We start from the raw sequence: 22,938 nt of genomic DNA, 5'->3' as shown, positions 1-22,938 counted from the left end.
GGGAAACATTTCGTCACGAACACGCCAGCGGCCTTGTCCCAAGGGCATGTATATGCAGGTCCTTTTTGTGCTCCCACCCCGCAAATAAAGGTTAGGACGCCCTTGCCAGAACGGCGTCGTAACGCTCCAGCGCTATCTCCGCGAGAACCGGCGAGGGCAACAGCGGAGCCGTAACAATGTCCGCTCCAGCCTTGGCCAGCTGATCGTGGAAGTAGCCAGTTGCCAACAGGTACGAGGACACGAAAACCCTCCCTGTTCCACCGTCTTCGGCGAGTTCGGCACGCAAAGAGGCGACGCCGTCGGGCACTGTTGGCTGCGCGCTGGCACCATAGGCGACGCGAACCTTGTTCGGCAGAAGCTCGGCCAGCTGCCGCGCCTGCTCCTCGGAGTCCACCGAGCCGTCCGGAAGGGACGATCCCGCGGCAGCCAGCAGCACGCCGTCGTTCTCCTTCAGCCCGGCAGCGCGCAGCTGCGCAGCGAGCATCTCAGCCAAGCGCGGGTCCGGACCCAGCGGCCTCGCGGCCACTACTTCCGGCCGGCTCTTGATCGCCTTGGGCACGTCCACCTTGATGTGGAAGCCGGTACTCAGCAAAAGCGGTACGACGACGGCGGCCGTCCCCTCAGGCAGGCCTTCCACCACGCCGGACAGCTCAGGCTCCTGCACGTCCACGTACGCCTCAAGCACCTGTAGGCCGGGGCGCAGGGCTTCGATTTCGGCCATGACCTGGCGGATGGCGGCCTGGCCTTCGGCGTTGCGGGTTCCGTGGGCACAGGCGATCAAAACGGGGCTGTTCATGGGAGCTAGCGTAACGTTGAGCCAGCACCTACTGAGAGTCGCAGGCAGAAAGAACCCGTCCACTTGATTTCCATCGACATTGTCCTTCTGTGGCTTGACCTGGTCGGCGTGTTTTTCTTCGCGGTCTCGGGTTCGCTGCTGGCAGCCCGCAAACAATTCGACATCGTGGGTTCAGTGCTCCTCGCGTCCATTGTGTCGCTCGGTGGTGGTGCGATCCGCGACGTGGTCATCAACGCCGGACCCCCTGTTGCTTTCACAAATCCGGTCTATCTGATCCCGCCTCTGCTCGCTGCACTGCTGGTGTACTTCCTGTTCTCGTCCGTGCAGCGCTTCACGTCCCTCTTAACCCTGTTCGACGCCGGCGGGCTGGCCCTGTTCTGCATCACCGGGACGCTGAAGGCACTCACGTCCGGCATGAATCCTGTGGCTGCGATCCTTTTGGGAGTGACAACAGCAGTGGGCGGCGGCCTGCTACGCGACATCACGGCCAACGAGATTCCTACCCTTTTTGATGCCCGCGACATCTACGCGCTACCCGCGTTCGTGGGGGCTGGATTGACCACCCTGCTCTGGCACCTTGGCCTGTTTAGCGGGCTCACTGCATGCCTGGTGGCCGGCATCGTTTTCGCCTTCCGCGTCACAGCCTGGAGGCGCAGTTGGTACGTGCCATTGGCCGTGCGCGGATGGCAGCGTGGAGGCACCGGAGCGGGCGCAATTTCGGGTGCCCGCGATTAGCTAGGATAAGAGCATGACTGACATGTTCCTCGAGAAGTTCCGTGCGCTGGTCCCAAAGTATCTCGAGGATGAATGGCAGGAAGAAGACGGCCTCACACCAGGGGAACTTGACGAGGCCCTCGCCGATCACTCCTTCACGATCCCGCTGGCATTGCGCGAGTTCTACCTCGCTCTTGGCGGCTGCGAAGACCTCATGGAGGCGTACCACTACTTCTGGGATCCCGAAGAACTCGAGGTGGACGACGACGGTTTCCTCATGTTCCTCGAGGACGAAGAGGAACAATTCACCTGGGGCTTCCGCATCGCCGATGTCAGCATCCCGGACCCCATCGTCTGGCGCCGCAACAACGCCCGCGGGCAATGGAAGAGCGAAGAAGGCACGTTCTCCGAGTTCGTCTTCGACATGTTCGAGTGGGCGTTCAACGACGAAGACTAGGTTTTGACTGGCAGCCCCTGCGCTCCCTTTGTTGGGTGGTGTGGGGGCTGTTTTTGTTTGGGGGTTGTTTCGGTGGGCTGATTTTTTTTGGTGGGGACCGTTGCTTCCCGACCAGGTTTGGCTGGGCCAGGGCCACTTTGCACCCTATTTCGGTTGCATTAGAGCAGCCCGTCCTCCAAAGAAGGTCCCGAAGCCACGCCTCCCCCGCCGCCCCGCCAGGCTGTTCTCCGGAGGTTCTGGCTTCCCGACTATGTTTGGCTTGGCCGCAGCCCCTTTGCACCCTATCCGGGTTGCATTAGAGCTGCCCGTCCTCCAAACAAGGTCTCGAAGCCACGGCCCCCCGGCCTCCATGCCCCACCAACAACCACGACGGCGGCACTCACCCCGGCCCCCAGCCCGCGCCAATCGCTGGGGGCTGTGGCTTCCCAACCAGGTTTGGCTGGGCCACGGCCATTGTGCGGGTTATAGGACAAAACGTGTGTATGGGAGAGGCCTACTTCCCAGTATTGGCGGGTGAAATCCAGGGTAGCTAAGCTTTTGGAGCTTAGTGTGGCTGGGGTGCTTGCATATCGCTGGAATGTTTGGTCTGCGGTCAGAGGCTGGTGCGGAACGGGAAAACGGCTGCGGGGAAGCAGCGCTTTCGATGTCTGGGCTGTGGGTCGAGCCGGTCTGGGGAACGTCCGGATGTGAGCCGCCGGGCGGAGTTGGAGGCGTTCCTCGGCTGGCTTTTGGGTACGTCCAGTCAGGCATCACGTGGATCGTTTGGTACGGCCCGTTCCTTCCGTCGGCGTACTGCCTGGTGTTGGAACATTGACCCGCGCATTCCCGTGACCGGTGAGGTCCATGACCAGATCCAGGTCGATGGGATTTACGTCGGTTCGTGGTGTTGTTTAATCGCCGTTGCCGGTGATCATGTGCTTGGCTGGCAGTGGTGCGACACCGAGAAGAAGGCTGCGTGGGCGGCTCTGCTGCAGCGCTTCCCGGCACCGAGGGTGGTGATCACCGACGGCGGGTCAGGGATCGCCGCTGCCTTGTCGGAATGCTGGTCCGAAACCGCAGTCCAGCGCTGCCTGGTCCATGTCCAGCGGAACGTCCGCACCTATCTGACCAGCCGGCCCAGAACAGAGGCAGGAAAGACCTTGCTGCGGCTGGGACGGGCGCTGACAAGGATCACCGCCCCGGCCGAAGCAGCAGCGTGGCTGGCAGGGTTGAACGACTGGCATCAGGAACACGGGCATCTGGTCAAGGCGCGCACTTATCGTACCTCTACGGCGGTGGCGCCGGGATGGGTCCGGTCGAATCAGGCCTGGTGGTACACGCACGACAGACTCCGCAAGGCCTACCGGCTCCTGGAACGACTCGGCCGGGCCGGGACGCTTTTCACCTATCTGCAGGCCGAGTACACCGGGCTGGACATCGCCTCGACGACCAACAGGATCGAAGGAGGCACGAACGCGCAACTGAGGCTGATCCTGCGGGCACACCGGGGGATGAGCGAGGACCACCAAAAACGGGCCATTGAGTGGTACCTCTACCTCCACAGCGAGCAACCCCGCCCGCCGGCCAAGCTCATCGAAACCCGCCACTACCGACCCGCCAAGACAACAAACCACACCCTGCAGGAACAGGAACCCGGCCCAGATCTCTACAGCACCGGGCTCAGCCCCGACGAAGGCCTCTGGCACCGCACCGGCTGGGCCGGACGATCCTGACACGCCCGGAATCTACACACGTTTTGTCCTATAACCCCGCCTCCACTGAGGTCTTGCTGTTAAACGGAATGGCCCCGGTCCGCTGCAACGTTACGAGTCATACGCTGCACCGAACCGGGACCACAATCTCCGTTCGCATCAGACCCACCGGAGGCATTTAGTGGATCCGTGAATAGCTTATGACAACTCTGTCACATATGCAACTTTTGCCGTCAATGATTTTCCAACAACCAAGATCTTATTTACGGACCCGTGCAGTTATCCACATAGCTGCAAAACACAGCACATTCAGGACTGAAAGCACGGAAGCATGACCGAATGAACCTCATCGAATTCCTTCAATCCCGGCACGGAGCAGCCAGGACTACGGATCTAAAACGGGCCGGTTTTACAGAACGCTCCCTGTCCGATGCCACACGATCGGGAGCTATCGAACGTGTACAGCGCGGCGTGTATGTCACCAAGGGAGCAGACCCCGACGTCGTTGCGGCCTTTCGTGCGAATGGTCGTCTGACGTGCATCTCGGCTGCGCGGTTCTACGGGTTTTGGACGCTTCACGATCCGGACATCCTGCACCTGACTTGCGGTAACGGTCTGCCCAATCCAGCAGTAGTTAATCACGCATTAGCCCTACATCCACACCACCCATATCTTCCGGTAGTCGGAGTGGCCGACGTCCTGATGCACGCCCTTCGTTGCTTGCCTGAGTTGGAATCATTGGTCATGGTTCAAAGCGCGATCGCCCTGGCCCTGCTCACTCCCGACTACCTCCGTTCGAGGCTGACCGGGAATCGGAACGGCAAGGCCCGGGCAATCCTCGATCTAGTCCTGCCAAGGGCGGATTCCTTGCTTGAGGTTCTGGCCCACACTCACTTTGTGCGGGCGGGACTCCGCGTCCGCATGCACGTGCAGCTGCCCCGGGTTGGGGAAGTCGACTGTCTGATCGACGATTGTCTGGTCATCGAACTCGACGGCGGTACACATTTGGAAGGGAAACAAGTGAAAAAGGACCAATATCGGAACAATGCCAGTATCCGGGGCGGCCACTTGGTCCTTCGTTACTACTACGCGGACGTCGTTCATAACCCTGAACGAATGGTGTCCGAGGTGCTCGCTGTCTTGGCCAACAGGGAAGCCGGCCGCTTCGGACCGTCACGCTTGCAATCCAAGTAGCCCCCGGCGTCGTGAACTATCACCACGCCCGTGGCGTCCTGACCATCATTGAAGCCAAATCAGCCACCAGGCAACCCAAAAAGGGTGCACAACGGCTGGAGGGAAACCAAACAAGGTAAGGAACCCACACCCCAGACGCCCAAGTAGCCCCCGGCGTCGTGAACTATCACCACGCCCGTGGCGTCCTGACCCTCATTGCAACTAAATCAGCCAGCACGCAACCCAAAACGGCTGCACAACGGCTGGAAGCAAACCAAACAAGGTCAGGAACCCACACCCACAAAGAGAAGGCTAGCTACTCCGGTCCACCACTGCATGCGCGAAGTTCGTCAGCGACGCCTTCACCACACCCTCAGGCAGCGGGGCCAAAGCGGCAACGGCCTCGGCGGACCATTGGCGGGCGATCTTCCAGGATTCGGTGGTCACCGGGTGTTCGCGCAAACCGGCCACAGCATCGGCAAGGGCGGAATCAGACGTCAAGTCCCCGTCCACAAGCTTCAAGAGCTCAGCCGCTGACGAATCACCGGCAGCAGCATCGCGCCGCAGCAGCAGAACGGGCAGCGTGGGAACACCTTCGCGGAGGTCGGTGCCCGGGGACTTGCCGGACTTGACCTTGACGCCGGTGACATCGATGACGTCGTCGGCAAGCTGGAAGGCCACGCCAACCTTCTCGCCGTATTCAACCAAGAGGTCCTCGAAGGCGGGATCGGCACCGGCGAAGATCGCGCCAAGTTGGCCAGAGGCTGCAACCAGGGATCCAGTTTTGTCGGCGATCACGGAGAGGTAGTGCTCCACAGCGTCTTCGTCCTCGCGCGGGCCGACCGTTTCGTGGAGCTGGCCGAGGCAGAGGCGTTCGAAGGTGCGGGCCTGGATGCCGAGGGCACGGGAGCCGAGCTCGGAGACGAGGATGGAGGCGCGGGCAAAGATGAGGTCGCCGGTGAGGATGGCCACTGAGTTGCCCCACACTTCGTGGGCCGTCGGGGCGCCGCGGCGGAAGGGTGCAGAGTCCATGACGTCGTCGTGGTACAGGGTGGCGAGGTGCGTCAGTTCAACCACAACCGCAGCCTGGACCACCTCGGGACGTGAAGCATCTCCAAGGTGCGCGCACAGCAAAGTGAGCAGCGGACGAATGCGCTTGCCGCCGGCTTCCACCAGGTGGCGCGACGTTGCGTCAGCAAGGGGATCCGAGTTGGAGATGGCTTCGCGAAGCTTCTTTTCCACGCGGGCAAGGTTGGTGGTGATAGCCGGGCCGAGTTCGGCGTCGCCGGCGATAGCGGCAAAACCGGCGGGCAGCTGGAGACCCGTTGCGATCGCGGTGGTGTTGGGGGCAGGCTCAACAGTGTCCGGCAGGCCGTGCCCGGCATGCGTCCAGCTGTGTTCGGCAGAGTTCGTCACGGCTTAACCCTAACTAGTTGTTGCGGAAACCGCGGTGTCGGAGTCTGCCGCCTTAAAAGGACGGACAGAGGAAGTGTTGGACGTGGCCGGGACGAGCATCTCAAGGACGCGGATCACGCGGTCTTCGAAGCCCTTCGCGGACGGATCCGTGAGGTTGGCGAGCATGCGCACTACAAAACGCATCAGCATCGGAATCGGCATTCCCGTGCGTAGGGCAAGCTTCATCACGGCCGGCTTCCCGATCAAGGACGCAAACATTCGACCCAAAGTGAAGTGCGATCCCCACTGGTCCCGCACATAGTCCGCGTAGCGCGATAGGTGGGCGTCGGCGTCGTCGGCGGTCCAACCGGCGGAGGCCGAACGCGAAGCAGAGTCGATCAGGAACTCGGCGGCGTAGCGCGCCGACTCCATGGCGTAGGAGATGCCCTCGCCGTTGAACGGGGACACCATGCCACCGGCGTCGCCTAGCAGGAGCAGCCCGGGCGAGTAGTGAGGTGTGCGATTGAAGCCCATGGGCAGCGCAGCGCCGCGGATCTCGCCTACCTGGTTCTCGGGTGTAAAACCCCAGTCGGCGGGCATTCCGGCGGTCCATTCGCGCAGGACCTGCTTGTAGTCCAGCTTGCCGAATTCTTTGGAAGAGTTCAGTATCCCGAGGCCCACGTTGGACGTTCCGTCGCCGACGCCAAACACCCAGCCGTAACCGGGCAGAGGCTTGCCGGACTTGCCGGGAAGTTCCAGCCAGCCTTCCATCCAGTCGTCTTCATGCCTGGGAGATGTGAAGTAGGTGCGCACGGCGACGCCCAGCGGGCGATCGTCACGCTTGTGCATACCCAGCGACACGGCGGTTCGCGTGGAGTTGCCGTCCGCGGCGAGTACGACGTCGGCATGGAAGTCGCGCGTCTCGCCCGTCTTGCGTCCGGACTCGTCAAGGATGGATGCACGTGCGCCGATGACGCGGCCGTCGTCGGACTGCAATGCCGAGGTGACGCTGTGGCGTTCAAGCACGACGGCGCCCGCGGCCTGGGCGTGACGGGCCAACTCTTCGTCGAAGCCCAGACGTGTCCGAATCAGTCCGTACGTGGGAAAGTCTGAAACCTCGGGCCAAGGCAGCTCAATGGTACGGCCGCCCGCGATGAGTCGAAGCCCCTTGTTTTGGCGCCAGCCCTCGGACTCAGCATGCGGCAATCCGAGCTTCTGGATCTCACGGACCGCGCGCGGGGTGAGACCGTCCCCGCAAACTTTTTCGCGGGGAAAGGAAGTCTTTTCCAGAACTGTGACATCAATGCCGGCCTGGGCGAGGTAATAAGCGGCGGTGGACCCGGCGGGTCCCGCGCCAACAATCAGTACTTTCACGTCGTCCTAAATAAGTGGCACGTCAGCTGGGCTGGCTGCCGGACCGGCGCGGCTTGATCTGGCGGCGAAGCTTGGCAACGGGAACGCTTTCGCGGTGCTCGGCCGGCTTCTGCGCACGGTGAACTGCCACGATGCCGCCGCTGAGGTTGCGGTAGGTGATGTCCGTCCAGCCGGCGTCGCTGAGCCACTGGGCCAGGTGGTCCTGGTCCGGCCAGGCGCGAATGGATTCCGCGAGGTAAACATAGGCATCCGGGTTGGAGGAGACCTTGGTGGCAATGGCCGGCAGAGCGCGCATCAGGTATTCGGTGTAAAGGTTGCGCCACAGCGGCACCACGGGGTGCGAGAACTCAGCGATGACCAGCCGGCCGCCGGGCTTGGTGACGCGCAGCATTTCCTCGAGGGCCTTGCGCGGTTCCACAACGTTCCGCAGGCCGAAGGAAATGGTGGAAGCGTCGAAACTGTTGTCCGCGAACGGCAGGCTGGTGGCATCTCCGGCGATGAAGTCGATGTCCGGGCGGCGGCGCTTGCCTACCTTGAGCATGCCCAGGGAGAAGTCGCAGGCCACAACATTCACGCCAGCATCGGCATACGGTTCGCTTGAGGTGCCCGTTCCAGCGGCGAGGTCCAGGACCTTCTGGCCCACCTTCACATCCATTGCATCAACCACGATCCGGCGCCACCGACGCGTCTGCCCCATGGAGAGGACGTCATTCACGACGTCGTATTTGGGGGCGACATCGTCAAACATCGTCGCAACTTCGTCCGGACGCTTTTCCAAGGATGCTCGGTTCACCTTGTAATTGTCTCAGACATTCAGCCGAGTTTGCTGCGCTGTAGAACTCGGCTCAGGTTCTGGCGGCACGCGGGAGTACTGTTGTTCCATCATGACGAGCACGCTCCGTACCTTGACAGTCCCCCTCGATGTCGAATCATCCTCCGGGGGGCTGCCGTCGTTTCTGGTCCGGGACGATGTCCTTTGCTGGTCACGGCGTGAAGCCGGCCTTGTTGGCTATGGCGAGCTGACCCGGTTCAATGCCTCCGGTCCGGAGCGCTTTCTTGAGGCCGATATCTGGTGGCGGCACCTCATACTTGAGGCCGAGATCACCGATCGCGTTGAGGTTCCGGGCACTGGCCCGGTTGCGTTTGGCTCGTTCGCTTTTTCCAAGATGTCCCCGCACGTTTCCCGGCTGATCGTTCCTGAGATGGTGGTTGGCATCCGCGATGGCCGCGCCTGGGCCACCCGATTAACGTTCGACGACGCCGAGCTCACCGAGGCGGGCGTCCTCGCCGCCTTGGACCGCTGGCTGACAAGCACCGAGCCATTCGAAGGCGATGGTGAGGCCGTTGCGGCAGGAGGGTCCGACGTCGGGCTGTCACCGGACGCTTTTTCGCCCAACGGTGCCGGTGGTTACCTCAGCCGGGGGTCGTTGAGCGAGACGGATTGGATGCACGCCGTCTCCAACGGCGTGGCGGAAATCCGCACCGGCAAGCTGGAGAAACTCGTCCTGGCGCGCGACGTCGTGGCCAACCTTCCTGCCGGCGTGAACGCTGCGGAGGTGCTTCGCCAACTGGCGGCGAGGTATCGGGAATGCTGGACGTATGGTGTTGACGGCCTTGTGGGCGCGACACCGGAAATGCTGATCCAGGTGGAGGGCCGCACGGCTCAGGCCCGCGTGCTGGCCGGAACGTTGGATCGCCGCGATGCCGAAGGTGTGGACGGATCCCCCATGGCCTACGCCGAGCGGGTATTGGCCGGATCTGAAAAGCAGCGCCACGAGCATGAGATCGCAATTGATTCGCTGACCCGCCAGCTGGCGCCGTTTTCCGAAGCGATGAACTCGCACAGCGAGCCCTTCATTCTTGAACTGCCCAACGTCTGGCATCTGGCCTCGGACGTCAAGGCCGAGCTTGCTGATATCGAAGGTCATGTGCCCACTTGTTTGGCCTTGATCAACGCGCTCCATCCCACTGCGGCAGTGTGCGGAACACCTACTCTGGTGGCCGGCGCGCTGATCCGAAAACTGGAGCACCTGGACCGTGGTCCCTACGCCGGACCGGTGGGTTGGCTCGATGCAGCAGGCAATGGCGAGTGGGGCATCGCCTTGCGCGGCGCGGTCATCGAGGACGCCAACACGGTCCGGCTTTACGCGGGTTGCGGGATCGTGGAAGGTTCACAGCCGGAGGCCGAGCTCGCCGAGACGTGGGCTAAATTCCGGCCAATGCTTGAGGCCTTGGGAATCCAGCGCTGAATCTGGGATCTCAGACGGGGACCCGCGGGAGCCGCTTGCATATTCGCTAAACTAGTTATCTGATAGTGAAACTAAGTTTCCTGTGATGCACATCTCAGGTTCGGCGCTACACTAAAACCGACTCAGTTCAGCATCCCCTGCAACAAAAGGTAAAAAACATGCAGATCTCCCGTTCGGTTCTGTCCGGCACCAAGATGGCCGCCGTGCTCGCAGCTGGCGCCTTGGCCCTGACAGCCTGCGGTGGCTCCTCCACCCCGGCTGCCTCCAGTGGCTCAGGTCCCCAGCTCATCAACGCCGGCAAACTCACGGTGTGCTCGGACGTCCCCTACGAGCCCTTCGAGTTCCAGAAGGATGGCAAGATCGTCGGCTTCGACATGGACATCGCCAACGAACTTGCCAAGGACCTCAAGGCCGAACTCAACGTGGTTGACAGCTCCTTCGAAGCCATCGAGACCGGCACGGCACTGACTGGTTGCGACGTCTCCATCTCCTCAATCTCCATCACCGACGTCCGCAAGAACGTCATGGACTTCTCCAACCCCTACATGGACGACGACCTGACTCTCGTGGCTACCTCGTCCTCGAGCATCAGCAACCTGGACGGCGCAAAGGGCAAGAAGGTTGGCGTCCAGCAGGCCACCACCGGCGCCCAGTACGCCAAGGACAAGGGAATCGACGCCCAGCAGTTCGAGGACTCCGGTCTCCTGGTCCAGGCCCTCAAGGCGGGCACCATCGACGCCGCGGTCGGCAACCAGTCGGTTCTGGGTTACGCCATCATGGACGATTCCAAACTCAAGCGCGTTGAAGACTACGCAACGGGCGAGAAGCTGGGCATCTCCATCAAGAAGGGCAACACAGCCATGGCTGATGCCGTCAACGCCACCCTGAAGCGCATCACCGATGACGGCACCCTGAAGAAGTTCGAGACAACCTGGTTCGGCGAAGCCACCAAGAAGTAGTCCGAGCTCCGGCTCCCAAGAATCACGCAGGCGGGCCCCGCAACGATCTGTTTAGGCAGTCCGTTCGGGGCCCCTCCTGCGCAACACGAATGTGAGAACACCATGGCAATGACTGCACGTCAACGAGCCAAAGTCAGTCTGTACGTCCAGGCCGGGATCTTCGTTGTGGCCGTGGCCGCAGTGATCCTCGCCGTGGATTGGAAGACCGTTGGAAACAGCGTCTTCAACTTCGCCAAAATCGGCCCGATGTTCCCCGACATCTTCCTCATCGGCCTCAAGAACACCCTCATCTACACGGCACTTGCCTTCGTTGTGGGCCTCTCCGGTGGTCTGCTGCTGGCCCTGATGAAGCTCTCCTCTTTCCCGCTGTACCGCTGGATCGCTACTGGATACATCGAATTCTTCCGCGGCGTCCCCGCCCTGCTGGTGTTCATCGCCTTCGGTTACGGCGTACCCCTGGCCTTCGGTGTGCAGTGGGACGTCAACATCGTGGTCATGGTTTCCCTCGGTATGGTGGCTTCCGCGTATATCGCCGAAACCCTGCGCGCCGGTCTCCAGGCCGTTCCCAGGGGGCAGATGGAAGCCGCTCGGTCACTGGGCATGCCGCACTGGCGCGCGATGGTTTCCATTGTCATTCCGCAGGCTTTCAAAATCGTCCTGCCGCCGTTGACCAACGAGATCATCCTGCTTACCAAGGACTCCTCGCTGATCTACGTGCTGGGCCTCACCGCGTCCCAGTATGAGCTGACCAAGTTCGGCCGCGATGGCATCTCCAGCCTCGGAGCCGGCCTGACTCCGCTGCTTGTGGCCGGTGCCTTCTACCTGGTCATCACCATCCCCTTGAGCCTCCTGGCACGGAAGTTCGAAAGCCGCTCCGCGCGGACGAAGCGATAGGCAGGACAGTCATGAATAACTCCACTGGGAGCACCGCAGCTGTTCGCGCCGCAGGCGTGGACATCAAGGATCTCCGCAAGTCCTACGGCAACAATGAGGTCCTCAAGGGCATCTCGCTGACCGTTGAACCGGGTCAGGTTGTGTGCCTGATCGGGCCGTCAGGCTCCGGAAAGTCCACCCTCCTGCGCTGCGTGAACCTGCTTGAACACCCGAACGCGGGCACCATCAACGTAGGCAAGTTCGAGGCCACCGACCCCGACGTAGACCTTAACCGGATGCGCCAAAGCGTGGGGATGGTGTTCCAGCACTTCAACCTGTTCCCGCACCTCAGCGTGCTGGACAACTGCACCATCTCGCAGATGAAGGTCCTCAAGCGGTCCAAGTCCGAGGCCGCCGAGGTGGCACGCCGCAACCTTGAACGCGTCGGCCTCGGCCACCTGTCCGACCGTTTTCCGGACCAGCTTTCCGGTGGCCAGCAGCAGCGCGTCGCAATCGCCCGCGCCCTGTCCATGGACCCGCAGCTGATGCTGTTCGACGAGCCAACGTCCGCCCTTGACCCGGAGACGGTAGGCGATGTCCTTGCCGTTATGCGCAAGCTCGCCCAGGAAGGCATGACCATGCTGGTGGTCACGCACGAAATGGGCTTCGCCCGCGAAGTGGCTGACCGCGTGGTCTTTATGGATGCCGGCGTGGTTGTGGAGGAAGGCCCGGCGGAGCATGTCATTAGCGCCCCGTCCCAGCCGCGAACCAAGGAATTCCTGCGCCGCGTCCTGGACCCGACGCACATCGACGTCGTGGAGGACTGACGCTTCACCGTCGCGCAGATTCGCTGGCGCCACGCAAACGGGAGGGCGACACCTATATGTGGGTGTCGCCCTCCCGTTTCTGTGTCCTCTACGAATTTGCGCGGCCCGCAGAAACACGACGACGACGGGGAACCCCTGCTGCCTCGAGCTCGGCTTCCAGCCGAGCGGGCGATCGGAGATCACTCCACACCAACCGGACAACGCCATGGCCCGTAGCGCGAATGGCGTTCACACGGTTCTTTCGTATCCCCAGCAGGGCCACAAGCAGAGCACGGCCATAGCACCACGGCTGGCTAGCCCGCGGTCAGGACCTTGCTCACGGCGCCGGAGACCGCTTCCTTGATGCGGGCGTGCAGTTTCCGAAGGCCTGCCCGGTCCACGCGGACTTCCACAATGGTGCGTCCCTTCAGCGGTGACTTGAGGGCCTCGGCAAGTTCCGCCGTCGTACTTACCGCCTGATGTCCGACGCCGTACGCCGCCGCGAGTGCCGCGATGTCCACTGAGTGTGGGGTGCTGAAGAGGCGTTCGACGGCGGTGCCGTAGGCCCCCGAGTCTTCCACTGCCCCGTGCTCGAGGAGGCTAAAGATTGCGCCACCGGAGTCGTTAAGGACCACGATGCGGAGATCAGGCACGGGTTCCCCATGGCCCAGAAGTAGTCCACCGGCATCATGGAGGAACGTGACGTCGCCGAGGAGAAGCGTGGTTTCGCGTCCGCTGCCGAGTGCTATTCCGGTAGCGGTGGCGATGGTGCCATCGATGCCCGCCAGGCCGCGGTTGGCGTAGACCGTGGCGATCGGGTCAGGGTGCGGTTGGCCGGCGAGGTCGACGTCACGGATGCCGTTGGAGGAGCCGAGAACCAATTTCCCGCGCGAGTGCTCCCAGACGGTGGCACCGACGGAAGGACCGTTGGCAGCCGACTCCCCAGCCAATATTCCGTCCAAAGCATGTTGGGCGGCAGCCCCGGCCAGGAGCCAGGAATCCAGCCACTCGGCAGAGCCCCGGCCAGCAAATGCGGCTAACTCAGGGAGGGTTTCCAGGGGTGTCTCGCGGCGACGGCCAGCTTCGTACCAGGCCACAGGAACCGGCTGGTAGATTGCGGTTTCGATGGTGGGGTGGGCCAACAGCGATGCCACGGGCCGGGAAAGGGTAGCCCGTCCGAACAGGACCACGCGCTCGATCGGTGTGGCCGAATCCGGGCCGAAGTGCTCCAGCAGCACCCGGTATGGGCCTACGGCGTTGGGGCCGAACCGCGCGTTGGATGAAGGTTCCGCAAGCAAGGGAAGGCCGTGCGCGCGCGCGAAAGCCTCAGCTACGGGACCGGCGTCGTGACCTGCGAGGACCACAGTGCGGCGTTCGGGGAGTTCCTGCGAAGCGGCCGGAAGATCGAGCGCCTGGGGGCCGGCGTCGTAATGGAACACGCTGTGTCCTGCGACGGCGGGAAGTGCATCCCCAACCGCCGGAACCAGTGGGTCGCGGAACGCGAGGTTCACTTGGACCGGTCCCGGTGGGGTGTCCTCCAGCGCACCCGTGGCTGCGTAGAGCGCGGTGGCAATCGCGCGCTGCGGGCTTGCTCCCGCGGCGACGTCGACGGCGAAGCGGACGTGATCGCCGAACAGATCCAGTTGGATTGTGGTCTGGTTCGCCCCGGTCCCGTGAAGCTCCTCCGGCCTGTCCGCGGAGACGACGATGAGCGGTACGGCCGCATGATTGGCCTCCATGACGGCCGGCATCAGATTTCCTACTGCGGTGCCCGAGGTGGTCAGGACTGCGACAGGCGCTTCGGTTGCGAGGGCGAGGCCAAGCGCTGTGAATCCGGCATCACGTTCGTCGATCCTGACATGGAGGAGAACCTTGCCCGCCGCTTCTGCCTCAGCAAGGGCGTAGGCCATGGGTGCAGAACGCGAACCCGGCGCCACCACCACGTGCCGCACACCGCCGTCGAGCAGTGCAGTCACGGCGATCCTGGCGGCGGCGATGGATGTCAGAGAGTCCTGTGAAGTCACGGTTCCAGTCTATTGGCGCGGGCGGGACCCAATCGCTCTCTCACATCCCGGCCCGTTCCCACCCGATGCTCGATCACATCCTGCCCGTTCCCACCCGATGCTCAATCACATCCTGCCCGTTCCCACCCATGCTCAATCACATCGTGCCCGTTCCCACCCGATGCTCGATCACATCGTGCCCGTTCCCACCCGATGCTCAATCACATCGTGCCCGTTCCCACCCGATGCTCAATCACATCGTGCCCGTTCTCACCACGGAGTTGAGCTAAGCGCATAGACTCGATGTAGAAGGAGAGTCATATGGCAAAGGGTCCAACGGTCTACCACGTCGCAGAACGGGCAGGCGTCTCGATCGCGACGGTTTCGTTTACTTTTCGGCAGCCGGACAAGGTCAAAGCCTCCACCCGGGATGCCGTACTGGCAGCTGCCGAAGCACTGGGCTATGTCCCCAGCGCGAGCGCCCGCGGGCTGGCACGCGGCAGGACCGGCGCCCTTGGCCTGTTTGCCTACGACTATCTGCTGGATCCTGCCCATGGACGGAGGGAAGAAGGCATTGCCGCCTCGGTCCCGGCCCCGACAGAGGGTCTTGGCAACGAGGACCTCCGACTCTTCCCCTTGTATGTGGACGAGGTGCAGCGCGGGGTCGAATTGGAATGCTGGCGGCGCGGCCAGGCGCTGCTGGTAGGCGGCGGAAATCCGGAAAACAACGAGGCGGTGTTGTCCGACATCGCGGGCCGTGTTGATGGTTTGGCCATTTTTCCCAGGTCGGTCCCCAGCGAGGCTCTGGCCCGCATTGCCCGACGCATTCCCGTGGTGGAAGTCTCCGAGAGCGACCTCAACGCGGATCTGGACCATGTAACTGTGGACAATGAGTCCGGCATTCGAGCGATTACCGAACATCTCTTGACGGTGCATGGCATGACCCGGCTTATGTTCCTCGGCGGCATGCCCTCCTCCGACAATGACCACCGGCTCCAGGCGTTCCTCCGAACGTTGCATGATGCAGGACTATCGTCGGCCCGCGGCCCCAACTATCCGTGCGGCAGCGATGAGCGCGTGGCTGAGGTCGTGCGCTTGCTTTGCCAAGGCGGGAACTTGCCCGATGCCATTGTGTGCGCCACAGACCAGGACGCCCTGGTGGTCCTGGATACCTTGGCGGCAGCTGGAGTCAACGTCCCGAAGGACGTGGCTGTGACGGGGTTCGACGGCATTGCTGCTGGCCGCGTGGTCCGACCATCCTTGAGCACCGTGCGCCAACCCCTGGAACAAATGGGCCGGTCCATGGTGCAGCTTCTGCTGGATCGGCTGGACAATCCTGAGAAGCCGCCCGCCAACGTACATCTCCCCGTCCGTCTTGTGGTGCGGGAAAGCTGCGGCTGCCAGGCGGCCTAGCCAGGTCGTCAACATTACATAAAGTCAGGCGGGGCATGTTCCGCCGGGCTTTTCTTTTTCCACATTGCCTCACCAAGCTGTTGCCAAAGTCACAGTCAATGCGCTTAGATTGGGCTTGTTGGCAAATCAAAGCGCTTAGATATCTATTTTGAGGCGCAAGTATGACCCTCCTCCGCGATATTCCCTTCCGCAGTTGGCAGAGAAGATCGGGACCCACGAAAGGAACAACGATGATCCATCCGAACGCCACCAAGGCAGCTGCGGTAGGCCTCGCTGCAGCCCTGCTGCTCACAGCCTGCGGTCGGGACGCAACGGCTCCGGCCGGTGATGCGTCCGCCGCACCCATTGCCTCGGGGCCGGCTACCGGCACCATCACTCTGTGGGCGCAAGGCAGCGAGGGCGAAGCACTGCCTGCCCTGCTGAAGGAGTTCGAGTCCGAAAACCCTGGCGTCAAGGTGGACGTCACAGCAATTCCCTGGGACGCGGCTCTTAGCAAGTACCAGACGGCCATTGCCGGCGGGACCACTCCGGACGTTGCACAGATGGGTACCACGTGGATGGGCGACTTCAGTGACTCTTTCGACGCCACTCCCCAGGAAATCGACGCCAGCACGTTCTTCCCAAGCTCCGTGAAGTCGACGGAAGTTCAAGGGACCAGTTATGGGTTGCCGTGGTACGTTGACACCCGCGTCGTCTATTACCGCAGCGACCTTGCAGAGAAGGCCGGGATCACCGAGGCCCCAGAAACCTGGGACGATTTCAAAACCCTGGCCAAGGCTCTCCAGGAAAAGGCCGGGGCAAAATTCGGAATCCAGTTGCCGACTGGCGTGGCCGGATCCTTCCAGGACACCCTTCCGTTCCAGTGGTCCAACGGCGCAAAGCTCATGAACGACGACGGCACCAAGTGGACTCTCGACACCCCGGAGGCTGCCGAGGCACTGAAGTTCTACTCGGGCTTCTTCACGGACGGAATTGCGTCCAAAGCGGCGTCAACAGGGACCACAGCCGAGGCTTCCTTCGTAGACGGTTCTGCGCCCATGATGATCAGTGGTCCCTGGCATGTGGGGCTCCTGAACAAAGCCGGCGGGGAGGGCTTCGCGGACAAGTACAAGGTTGCGCCGATGCCCAAGGCCAAGAGTTCCACGTCCTTCGTGGGCGGCTCCAACATGGTGGTCTTCAAGAAGTCCAAGAACAGGGACGCATCCTGGAAGCTCCTGCAGTGGTTGTCCAAGCCCGAGATCCAGCTCAAGTGGTACCAGGCAACGGGCGACCTGCCCTCCCAGGAGAGCGCGTGGAAAGATCCGTCCCTCTCCGCCGACAGCAAGCTTTCCGTGTTCGGAGAGCAATTGAAGAACACCAACAACCCGCCATCCGTCAGCACCTGGACCCAGGTAGCCGCAGCCGCTGACACCGAAATCGAGCAGATCGTCAAGGCGGGCAAGGACTCCGGGGAAGCGTTGAAGTCCCTCCAGCAGACTGCGGAGTCGATCGGAACCGGGAAATAGCAGTGGCAACCACCACAAGCGTCAGGCCTGCCAGCACCAAGGTGGCTGGCAGGCCTCCTGCCCGGGGAGGACGCGCACGTCGCCGGCGCAATGCGTTGGTTGCCTGGCTCTTCGCGTTGCCGTTTGTCCTGGTCTTCTCGGTCTTCATGCTGGGACCATTGGTGTCATCGTTCTTGATGTCCTTCACCGACTTCACCAGCCGCGACATCGACAACCCGTTTGCTGTGGGATTCGTAGGTTTAAACCAGTACTCTGCCCTCTTCAAGAATCCCCAGTTCCTGCATTCCGTCCTCAACACTGCGTACTTCGTGGTGGCGGGGATACCCTTGACGATCGTTCTGGCTTTGGCGTTGGCCGTAGCCCTCAACAACGGCATAACACGTTTCCGCACTGCGTTCCGCGTCGGGTTCTACACGCCGGTGGTCACCAGTATCGTGGCTGTCGCCGTCGTCTGGCGGTTCATACTCCAGCCCGATGGCCTGCTGAACATCATCCTGGGCTGGGTAGGCGTCGCGGGCCCAGACTGGCTCAACAGCACCACGTGGTCTATGCCCGCACTGATCATGCTGGCAGTCTGGCGGAATCTAGGGACCCTGATGATCATCTTCCTCGCCGGCCTCCAGCATGTTCCAGCCGACATTCTCGAAGCTGCAGCAGTGGACGGTGCCAATGCCTGGCAGCGCTTCATGCGCATCACCTTGCCCATGCTGCGCCCCACCCTGCTTCTGGGGACGGTCCTGCTGTCCGTGGGCTTCCTGCAGTTCTTTGAAGAGCCTTTTGTGATGACCAAGGGCGGCCCACTGGATTCCACGTTGTCAGTCAGCTACTTCACGTTCAACCAGTTCGGGTTCGGCAAGTATGGACTCGCTTCGGCCGCCAGCTATGTCCTGTTTGTGGCGATTGCGCTCCTGAGCCTGATCCAATTCCGAGCCCTGCGATCCAAGGACTGAGGACTTCAATGACAACAGACCAGATAATGCGCAAGCCCAGGAAACGAACACCGGCTGCCCGCCCGTTGACCTACGCAGTCCTCCTGGTGGCAGTAGCTTCCACTCTCCTCCCCTTCGTATGGATGTTCCTTGGCGCATTCAAGACCCAGGGTGAGCTTCTCCGCCGGCCCATCACCTGGTGGCCTGAACAACCCACGCTGGAGAACTTCCTGACGTGGTTCAACGAACTCCACATCGGCACGTTTTTCCTCAACAGCCTGGTGGTGGCCGTGTTCACCGTTCTGGGCAATCTCCTGTTCTGCTCCATGGTTGGATACGCCTTGGCCAAGATGGACTTCCCCGGCAAACGGTTCCTGTTCCTCCTGGTCATGGTCATGCTGATGGTTCCCGGTGTGGTGACCTTCGTCCCACTGTTCGTGATGGTCAGCAAACTCGGCCTGGTGAGCACCTACCCGGCACTCATCCTGCCTTTCCTGGCAGCACCCATGGGTGTGTTCCTTATGCGCCAATTCATCATGGGCATTCCGGATTCGCTGATCGAGGCAGCCAGGATTGACGGTGCCGGTGAGTTGCGCACCTTCCTGCGGATCGTTCTGCCCCTCTGCGGACCTCCGCTGGCAACCTTGGGGATTCTGACTTTCCTTGGATCATGGAACAACTTCCTGTGGCCGCTTGTGGTGGCCCAGAGCGAAGACATGTACACCCTACCGGTGGCTCTCTCGCTGTACTCCACGGGCCAGAACGCTACCGACTACGGACTGCTCCTGGCCGGATCAGTCCTGGTGATCACACCCATCCTTCTCTTGTTTGTTGCCCTGCAGCGCTTCTTCATCCAGGGCGTCGCTGCCACCGGCATCAAGTAGCCCCTCCGGGCCGAACCACAACTGACCCCGAAAGTACCCATGACATCACAAACCCACACCAGCCCCCTGACCTCCGTGTCGGACCAAGGAACGCACTACCGGGACCTTAACGGCAACGGGATCATGGATCCCTTTGAGGACCCTGCCCTCACCCCGAAGGAACGTGCAGCTGACCTCACCTCCCGCCTCAGCCTCGAGGAGAAGGCCGGCCTGATGTTCCATACGGTGATAGAAACCGGTCCCGAAGGTTCGCTGCTGGAGACACCGGGGGACATCAGCAAATCGCCCACCAGCACCGTGATTCTTGGCAAGTTCATGAACCACTTCAATATCCACAGGCTGGGAACGGCCCGCGAGGCCGCCCGCTGGAGCAACGCCCTCCAGGAACTCGCACAGCAGACGCCTCATGGGATTCCCGTGACCATCTCCACTGACCCACGGCATGCATTCATTGAGAACTCCGGTGTCTCCTTCACCGCCGCCCACTTTTCGCAGTGGCCCGAACCTATCGGGCTCGCAGCTATCGGCAGCTCCGAACTTATTCGCCGTTTTGCAGGGATTGCGCGCCAGGAGTACACGGCTGTTGGTATCAGGGCAGCCCTTCATCCCACCGTTGATCTGGCAACCGAGCCGCGGTGGTGCCGGCAGGCAGGGACCTTCGGCCAGGACTCCCAGCTCAGCGCCCAGTACGTGGTGGAGTACCTGCGCGGGTTCCAGGGAGAGAATCTGGGGCGCACCAGCGTCGCCTGCACCACGAAGCACTTCCCCGGAGGAGGCGCACAGCGCGATGGTGAAGACGCTCATTTCCCCTATGGGCGGGAGCAAGTTTATCCGGGTGGCCGATTCGATGAACATTTGGTTCCCTTCCGGACTGCCATTGCGGAGAAAACCAGCGCCATCATGCCCTACTACGGAATGCCGGTGGGCGTGGAACTCGACGGCGAACCCGTGGAGGAGGTGGGTTTCGGCTACAACAAGCAAATCATCACGGGCCTACTCAGGGAAAAGCTCGGATTCGACGGTGTTGTTCTCAGCGACTGGGAATTGGTCAACGACAACATCGTGCGAGACCAGGTGTTGCCGGCACGGTCCTGGGGCGTCGAAGAGCTCACGGCACCGGAGCGTATGCTGAAAATCCTCAACGCCGGTGTGGACCAGTTCGGCGGCGAAGAATGCACGGACTTGCTCATCGGTCTGGTCAGGGATGGCCTTGTCAGCGAGCAACGCATAGATGAGTCCGTACGCCGCCTGCTTCTGGTCAAATTCCAGTTGGGTCTGTTCGACAACCCGTTCGTGGACGAGGATGCGGCGGCAGAAATCGTCGGGAACACAGAGTTCCGGCGCGAAGGGCACTGCGCGCAGGCGCGGTCCGTTACGGTGTTGGCAAACAGCGATGACGACGCCGGAAGCACCCTGCCGCTGACGGGGTCACCTTCCATCTACGTTGAGGGAGTGGACCCCGCCAACCTCGCCGGGTTTGGAACACCCGCGGTAAACCCGGACGAGGCGGACATTGCCATCATCCGACTTCACTCGCCATGGGAGCATCGCGACGATCTATTCCTTGAGAAGCACTTTCACGCCGGAAGCCTGGACTTTCCGCCGGGGCTGGTCTCGCGGCTTATGTCCTTGGCTAAGCGCGTTCCTGTGATCATCGACGTTCGCCTGGACCGTCCCGCCATTTTGACTCCCCTGAGGGGATTGGCTTCGGCTTTGGTAGGCACCTTCGGCGTCTCGGATACAGCGCTCCTGGACGCATTGTTCGGACGGATCCAACCCGAAGGAAAGCTGCCCTTCGAAATTCCGAGATCCATGGATGCTGTCCGGGCTTCCCGACCGGACGTACCCAGTGACACCGCGAATCCCCTATTCCCCTTTGGGCACGGCCTTCGCCTGACTTCCGAAAATCCATCCCTATCCGGCCCCGCGTCCTCCAAAACCGAGTAAAGGACAGACCTCATGAACCAGCACATTGCACCAGCCCATGGCCTGTCCGTCACCACCCGTCGCCAGCTCCTAGCCGGTGTCGCGGCCGTCGCCGCCACCGGACTCACCGCTGCCGCAGCGCAACCCGGCTTGGCCACCTCAACCACAGTTCCGGCGTCGAACGCATTTCGGGTATCCACGGCGAAGAACCAAAGCGGCATCGACCACAAGGTCATCAACCGGTGGGCCCATGACACTTGGCAATCCTTGGTGGCCATGACGGATCCACGGACAGGACTGCCTGCCGACTACATCGGCGATTCGATCACCAACCCTGAGCGCAGCGGCTTCACCTCCCCCACCAACATTGGCGGCTACATGTGGAGCACTGTTGTGGCCCGTGAGCTGCGGCTCATTAGCGCACGTGAGTGCAGGGACCGCCTGACGCAGACCCTGACAACGTTGATGCACCTCAAACACCACCAGCCCAGCGGCATGCTCTACAACTGGTACAACGAAGCCACCGGCGACGTCATCACCATCTGGCCGGAGAACGGCAACGTGGTTCAGCCATTCCTCTCGAGCGTGGACAACGGGTGGTTCGCCGCGGCCCTCATGGTGGTCCGTAACGCCGAACCTAAGGTTGCCGCATTGGCGAACAGCATCCTCCAGCGAATGAACTTCGGCATCTTCTACAACAAGGACGCACGGCCCGGCGTTGCGGCGGGTCTGTTGCGAGGCGGCTTCTATGACGTCAAACCCACGGTGGAGACTGTGCAAGGCAACTACCTTGGTAACGGACCCGACGTGTTTTACACGCTCAACCACTACGACGTCACCAATTCCGAACCCCGCATCGCCACCTACATCGGCATCGCTTTGGGTCAGCTTCCGCCGGCACACTACTTCGCCACCATGAGGGCGTTCCCTGATAGCTGTGACTGGTCCTGGCAGGAACAACAACCTGTGGGTGAACACCGGAGCTATCAGGGGATCGATGTGTTTGAGGGGGCATACACCTACCGTGGCATGCGCATAGTTCCCAGCTGGGGCGGGGACATGTTCGAGTCATTGATGCCGGACTTGTTTGTCCCCGAATCCAGTTGGGCCCCGAAAGCCTGGGGTATCAACCATCCGCTAACAGTCCGGGCACAGCGAGAGTTCGGCCTGGACGACGCCAAGTATGGATATTGGGGATTCTCACCGGCGAGCCACCCGAACGGTGGCTACTCGGAGTGGGGCGTGGACGCGCTGGGGATGAGCAGTGACGGCTACCCATCTGATGTCGAGCGGACCACCGTGGACACCGGGTTTGGAGAATGCCGACCGGCAGCCGACCCCACTCCGACGTGGGGCGACGGCGTGGTGACACCCCATGCTTCGTTCCTTGCGATGGAGTACGAGCCTCAGGAGGCCTACCAAAACCTGGTAAGGATTGAAAAGGACCTCGTAGCATACGGTCAGGGCGGATTCTTTGATGCAGTTGCCGTAAAGTCCGGAACTATCGCGCGGCGTTATCTCTCCCTTGACCAGGCCATGGTGCTCGGAGCATTGGGCAACGTATTTGGAGACAACGTGATCCGCAGGAACTTCGTAAAGGGAGAGGTCCAGAAAGTCATCCAACCACTTATTGCCGTAGAGGAGTTCGGTGCAGGCTTGGTCGGTTGATTTCGGCTCCCACCGATCGGTAAGTGAGAGAGAAACACGCAAAACCCGCAGGCTGTCAAGCTGTGTGGAGTCAGTGGGTTGGTTGTTTGTTTGGTTCGGGGAGGTTGATTCCTACGTAGGTTT

General features: G+C 61.8%; 19 protein-coding genes. 14 read left to right on the top strand and 5 right to left on the bottom strand.

Annotation, left to right across the window (positions count from 1 at the left end):
- Positions 1–91 precede the first annotated feature (91 nt).
- Entirely contained in the window at positions 92–859 is a 768-nt protein-coding gene (locus tag ACFX4T_RS02115) for a sirohydrochlorin chelatase (protein WP_377650642.1), read from the bottom strand.
- Here ACFX4T_RS02115 and ACFX4T_RS02110 point away from each other — a divergent pair, their 5' ends adjacent.
- From ACFX4T_RS02110 to ACFX4T_RS02095, 4 genes are all read left to right on the top strand, one after another.
- A complete protein-coding gene (locus ACFX4T_RS02110; protein WP_216927402.1) occupies positions 860–1,531 on the top strand; it encodes a trimeric intracellular cation channel family protein in 672 nt (223 codons plus the stop codon).
- Between the two features lie 13 nt (positions 1,532–1,544).
- Positions 1,545–1,967, top strand: a complete 423-nt coding sequence (locus ACFX4T_RS02105; RefSeq protein ID WP_216927411.1) for a hypothetical protein — start codon at positions 1,545–1,547, stop codon at positions 1,965–1,967.
- A 581-nt stretch (positions 1,968–2,548) separates the two neighbouring features.
- Positions 2,549–3,679, top strand: coding sequence for an IS1249 family transposase (locus ACFX4T_RS02100; RefSeq protein WP_377650641.1), 1,131 nt, complete (start codon positions 2,549–2,551; stop codon positions 3,677–3,679).
- A 318-nt stretch (positions 3,680–3,997) separates the two neighbouring features.
- Positions 3,998–4,852, top strand: coding sequence for a type IV toxin-antitoxin system AbiEi family antitoxin domain-containing protein (locus ACFX4T_RS02095; protein ID WP_377650640.1), 855 nt, complete (start codon positions 3,998–4,000; stop codon positions 4,850–4,852).
- A gap of 291 nt (positions 4,853–5,143) precedes the next feature.
- On the opposite strand, the gene ACFX4T_RS02090 is transcribed toward ACFX4T_RS02095, so the two are convergent.
- From ACFX4T_RS02090 to ACFX4T_RS02080, 3 genes are read right to left on the bottom strand one after another with little or no spacing between them, the layout of a single operon-like run.
- Complete coding sequence (locus ACFX4T_RS02090; protein WP_223946655.1) at positions 5,144–6,247, bottom strand: polyprenyl synthetase family protein; 1,104 nt, start codon at positions 6,245–6,247, stop codon at positions 5,144–5,146.
- Between the two features lie 9 nt (positions 6,248–6,256).
- Positions 6,257–7,600 carry a geranylgeranyl reductase family protein gene (locus ACFX4T_RS02085; protein WP_377650639.1) on the bottom strand — a complete coding sequence of 448 codons (1,344 nt, stop codon included), beginning with the start codon at positions 7,598–7,600 and terminating at the stop codon, positions 6,257–6,259.
- 22 nt (positions 7,601–7,622) lie between these two features.
- Positions 7,623–8,393 carry a demethylmenaquinone methyltransferase gene (locus ACFX4T_RS02080; protein ID WP_377650638.1) on the bottom strand — a complete coding sequence of 257 codons (771 nt, stop codon included), beginning with the start codon at positions 8,391–8,393 and terminating at the stop codon, positions 7,623–7,625.
- A 91-nt stretch (positions 8,394–8,484) separates the two neighbouring features.
- Between ACFX4T_RS02080 and ACFX4T_RS02075 the strand changes: the two genes are divergently transcribed.
- The 4 genes from ACFX4T_RS02075 (at position 8,485) to ACFX4T_RS02060 (ending at position 12,508) form a co-directional block, all read left to right on the top strand.
- Entirely contained in the window at positions 8,485–9,849 is a 1,365-nt protein-coding gene (locus ACFX4T_RS02075; RefSeq protein ID WP_377650637.1) for an isochorismate synthase MenF, read from the top strand.
- A 158-nt stretch (positions 9,850–10,007) separates the two neighbouring features.
- A complete protein-coding gene (locus ACFX4T_RS02070; RefSeq protein WP_377650636.1) occupies positions 10,008–10,808 on the top strand; it encodes an ABC transporter substrate-binding protein in 801 nt (266 codons plus the stop codon).
- A gap of 102 nt (positions 10,809–10,910) precedes the next feature.
- Positions 10,911–11,702, top strand: a complete 792-nt coding sequence (locus ACFX4T_RS02065) for an amino acid ABC transporter permease (RefSeq protein WP_216927425.1) — start codon at positions 10,911–10,913, stop codon at positions 11,700–11,702.
- Between the two features lie 11 nt (positions 11,703–11,713).
- The gene (locus tag ACFX4T_RS02060) at positions 11,714–12,508 is read left to right on the top strand and encodes an amino acid ABC transporter ATP-binding protein (RefSeq protein WP_216927427.1); all 795 of its coding nucleotides are present in this window, start codon (positions 11,714–11,716) and stop codon (positions 12,506–12,508) included.
- A 293-nt stretch (positions 12,509–12,801) separates the two neighbouring features.
- Here ACFX4T_RS02060 and menD read toward each other — a convergent pair whose 3' ends face one another.
- A complete protein-coding gene (gene menD / locus ACFX4T_RS02055; RefSeq protein WP_377650635.1) occupies positions 12,802–14,511 on the bottom strand; it encodes a 2-succinyl-5-enolpyruvyl-6-hydroxy-3-cyclohexene-1-carboxylic-acid synthase in 1,710 nt (569 codons plus the stop codon).
- Between the two features lie 300 nt (positions 14,512–14,811).
- Between menD and ACFX4T_RS02050 the strand changes: the two genes are divergently transcribed.
- From ACFX4T_RS02050 to ACFX4T_RS02025, 6 genes are all read left to right on the top strand, one after another.
- Positions 14,812–15,903 (top strand): LacI family DNA-binding transcriptional regulator, encoded by a 1,092-nt coding sequence (locus tag ACFX4T_RS02050; RefSeq protein WP_223946661.1) that lies wholly within the window; start codon positions 14,812–14,814, stop codon positions 15,901–15,903.
- Positions 15,904–16,133: 230 nt separating this feature from the next.
- Positions 16,134–17,408 carry a sugar ABC transporter substrate-binding protein gene (locus ACFX4T_RS02045; RefSeq protein WP_377650634.1) on the top strand — a complete coding sequence of 425 codons (1,275 nt, stop codon included), beginning with the start codon at positions 16,134–16,136 and terminating at the stop codon, positions 17,406–17,408.
- A 2-nt stretch (positions 17,409–17,410) separates the two neighbouring features.
- Positions 17,411–18,358 carry a carbohydrate ABC transporter permease gene (locus ACFX4T_RS02040; RefSeq protein WP_377650633.1) on the top strand — a complete coding sequence of 316 codons (948 nt, stop codon included), beginning with the start codon at positions 17,411–17,413 and terminating at the stop codon, positions 18,356–18,358.
- Between the two features lie 8 nt (positions 18,359–18,366).
- Entirely contained in the window at positions 18,367–19,221 is an 855-nt protein-coding gene (locus ACFX4T_RS02035; protein WP_223946664.1) for a carbohydrate ABC transporter permease, read from the top strand.
- A 39-nt stretch (positions 19,222–19,260) separates the two neighbouring features.
- The gene (locus ACFX4T_RS02030; protein ID WP_377650632.1) at positions 19,261–21,168 is read left to right on the top strand and encodes a glycoside hydrolase family 3 N-terminal domain-containing protein; all 1,908 of its coding nucleotides are present in this window, start codon (positions 19,261–19,263) and stop codon (positions 21,166–21,168) included.
- Positions 21,169–21,180: 12 nt separating this feature from the next.
- A complete protein-coding gene (locus tag ACFX4T_RS02025) occupies positions 21,181–22,815 on the top strand; it encodes a glucoamylase family protein (protein ID WP_377650631.1) in 1,635 nt (544 codons plus the stop codon).
- Positions 22,816–22,938: the final 123 nt, after the last annotated feature.

The sequence above is a fragment of the Paenarthrobacter sp. YIM B13468 genome (assembly GCF_042788025.1).
In the GTDB taxonomy this organism is placed as follows: Bacteria; Actinomycetota; Actinomycetes; order Actinomycetales; family Micrococcaceae; genus Arthrobacter; species Arthrobacter aromaticivorans.
The sequence above is the reverse complement of the archived record's forward strand: the minus strand, read 5'-3'. Positions and strand labels throughout refer to the sequence as shown.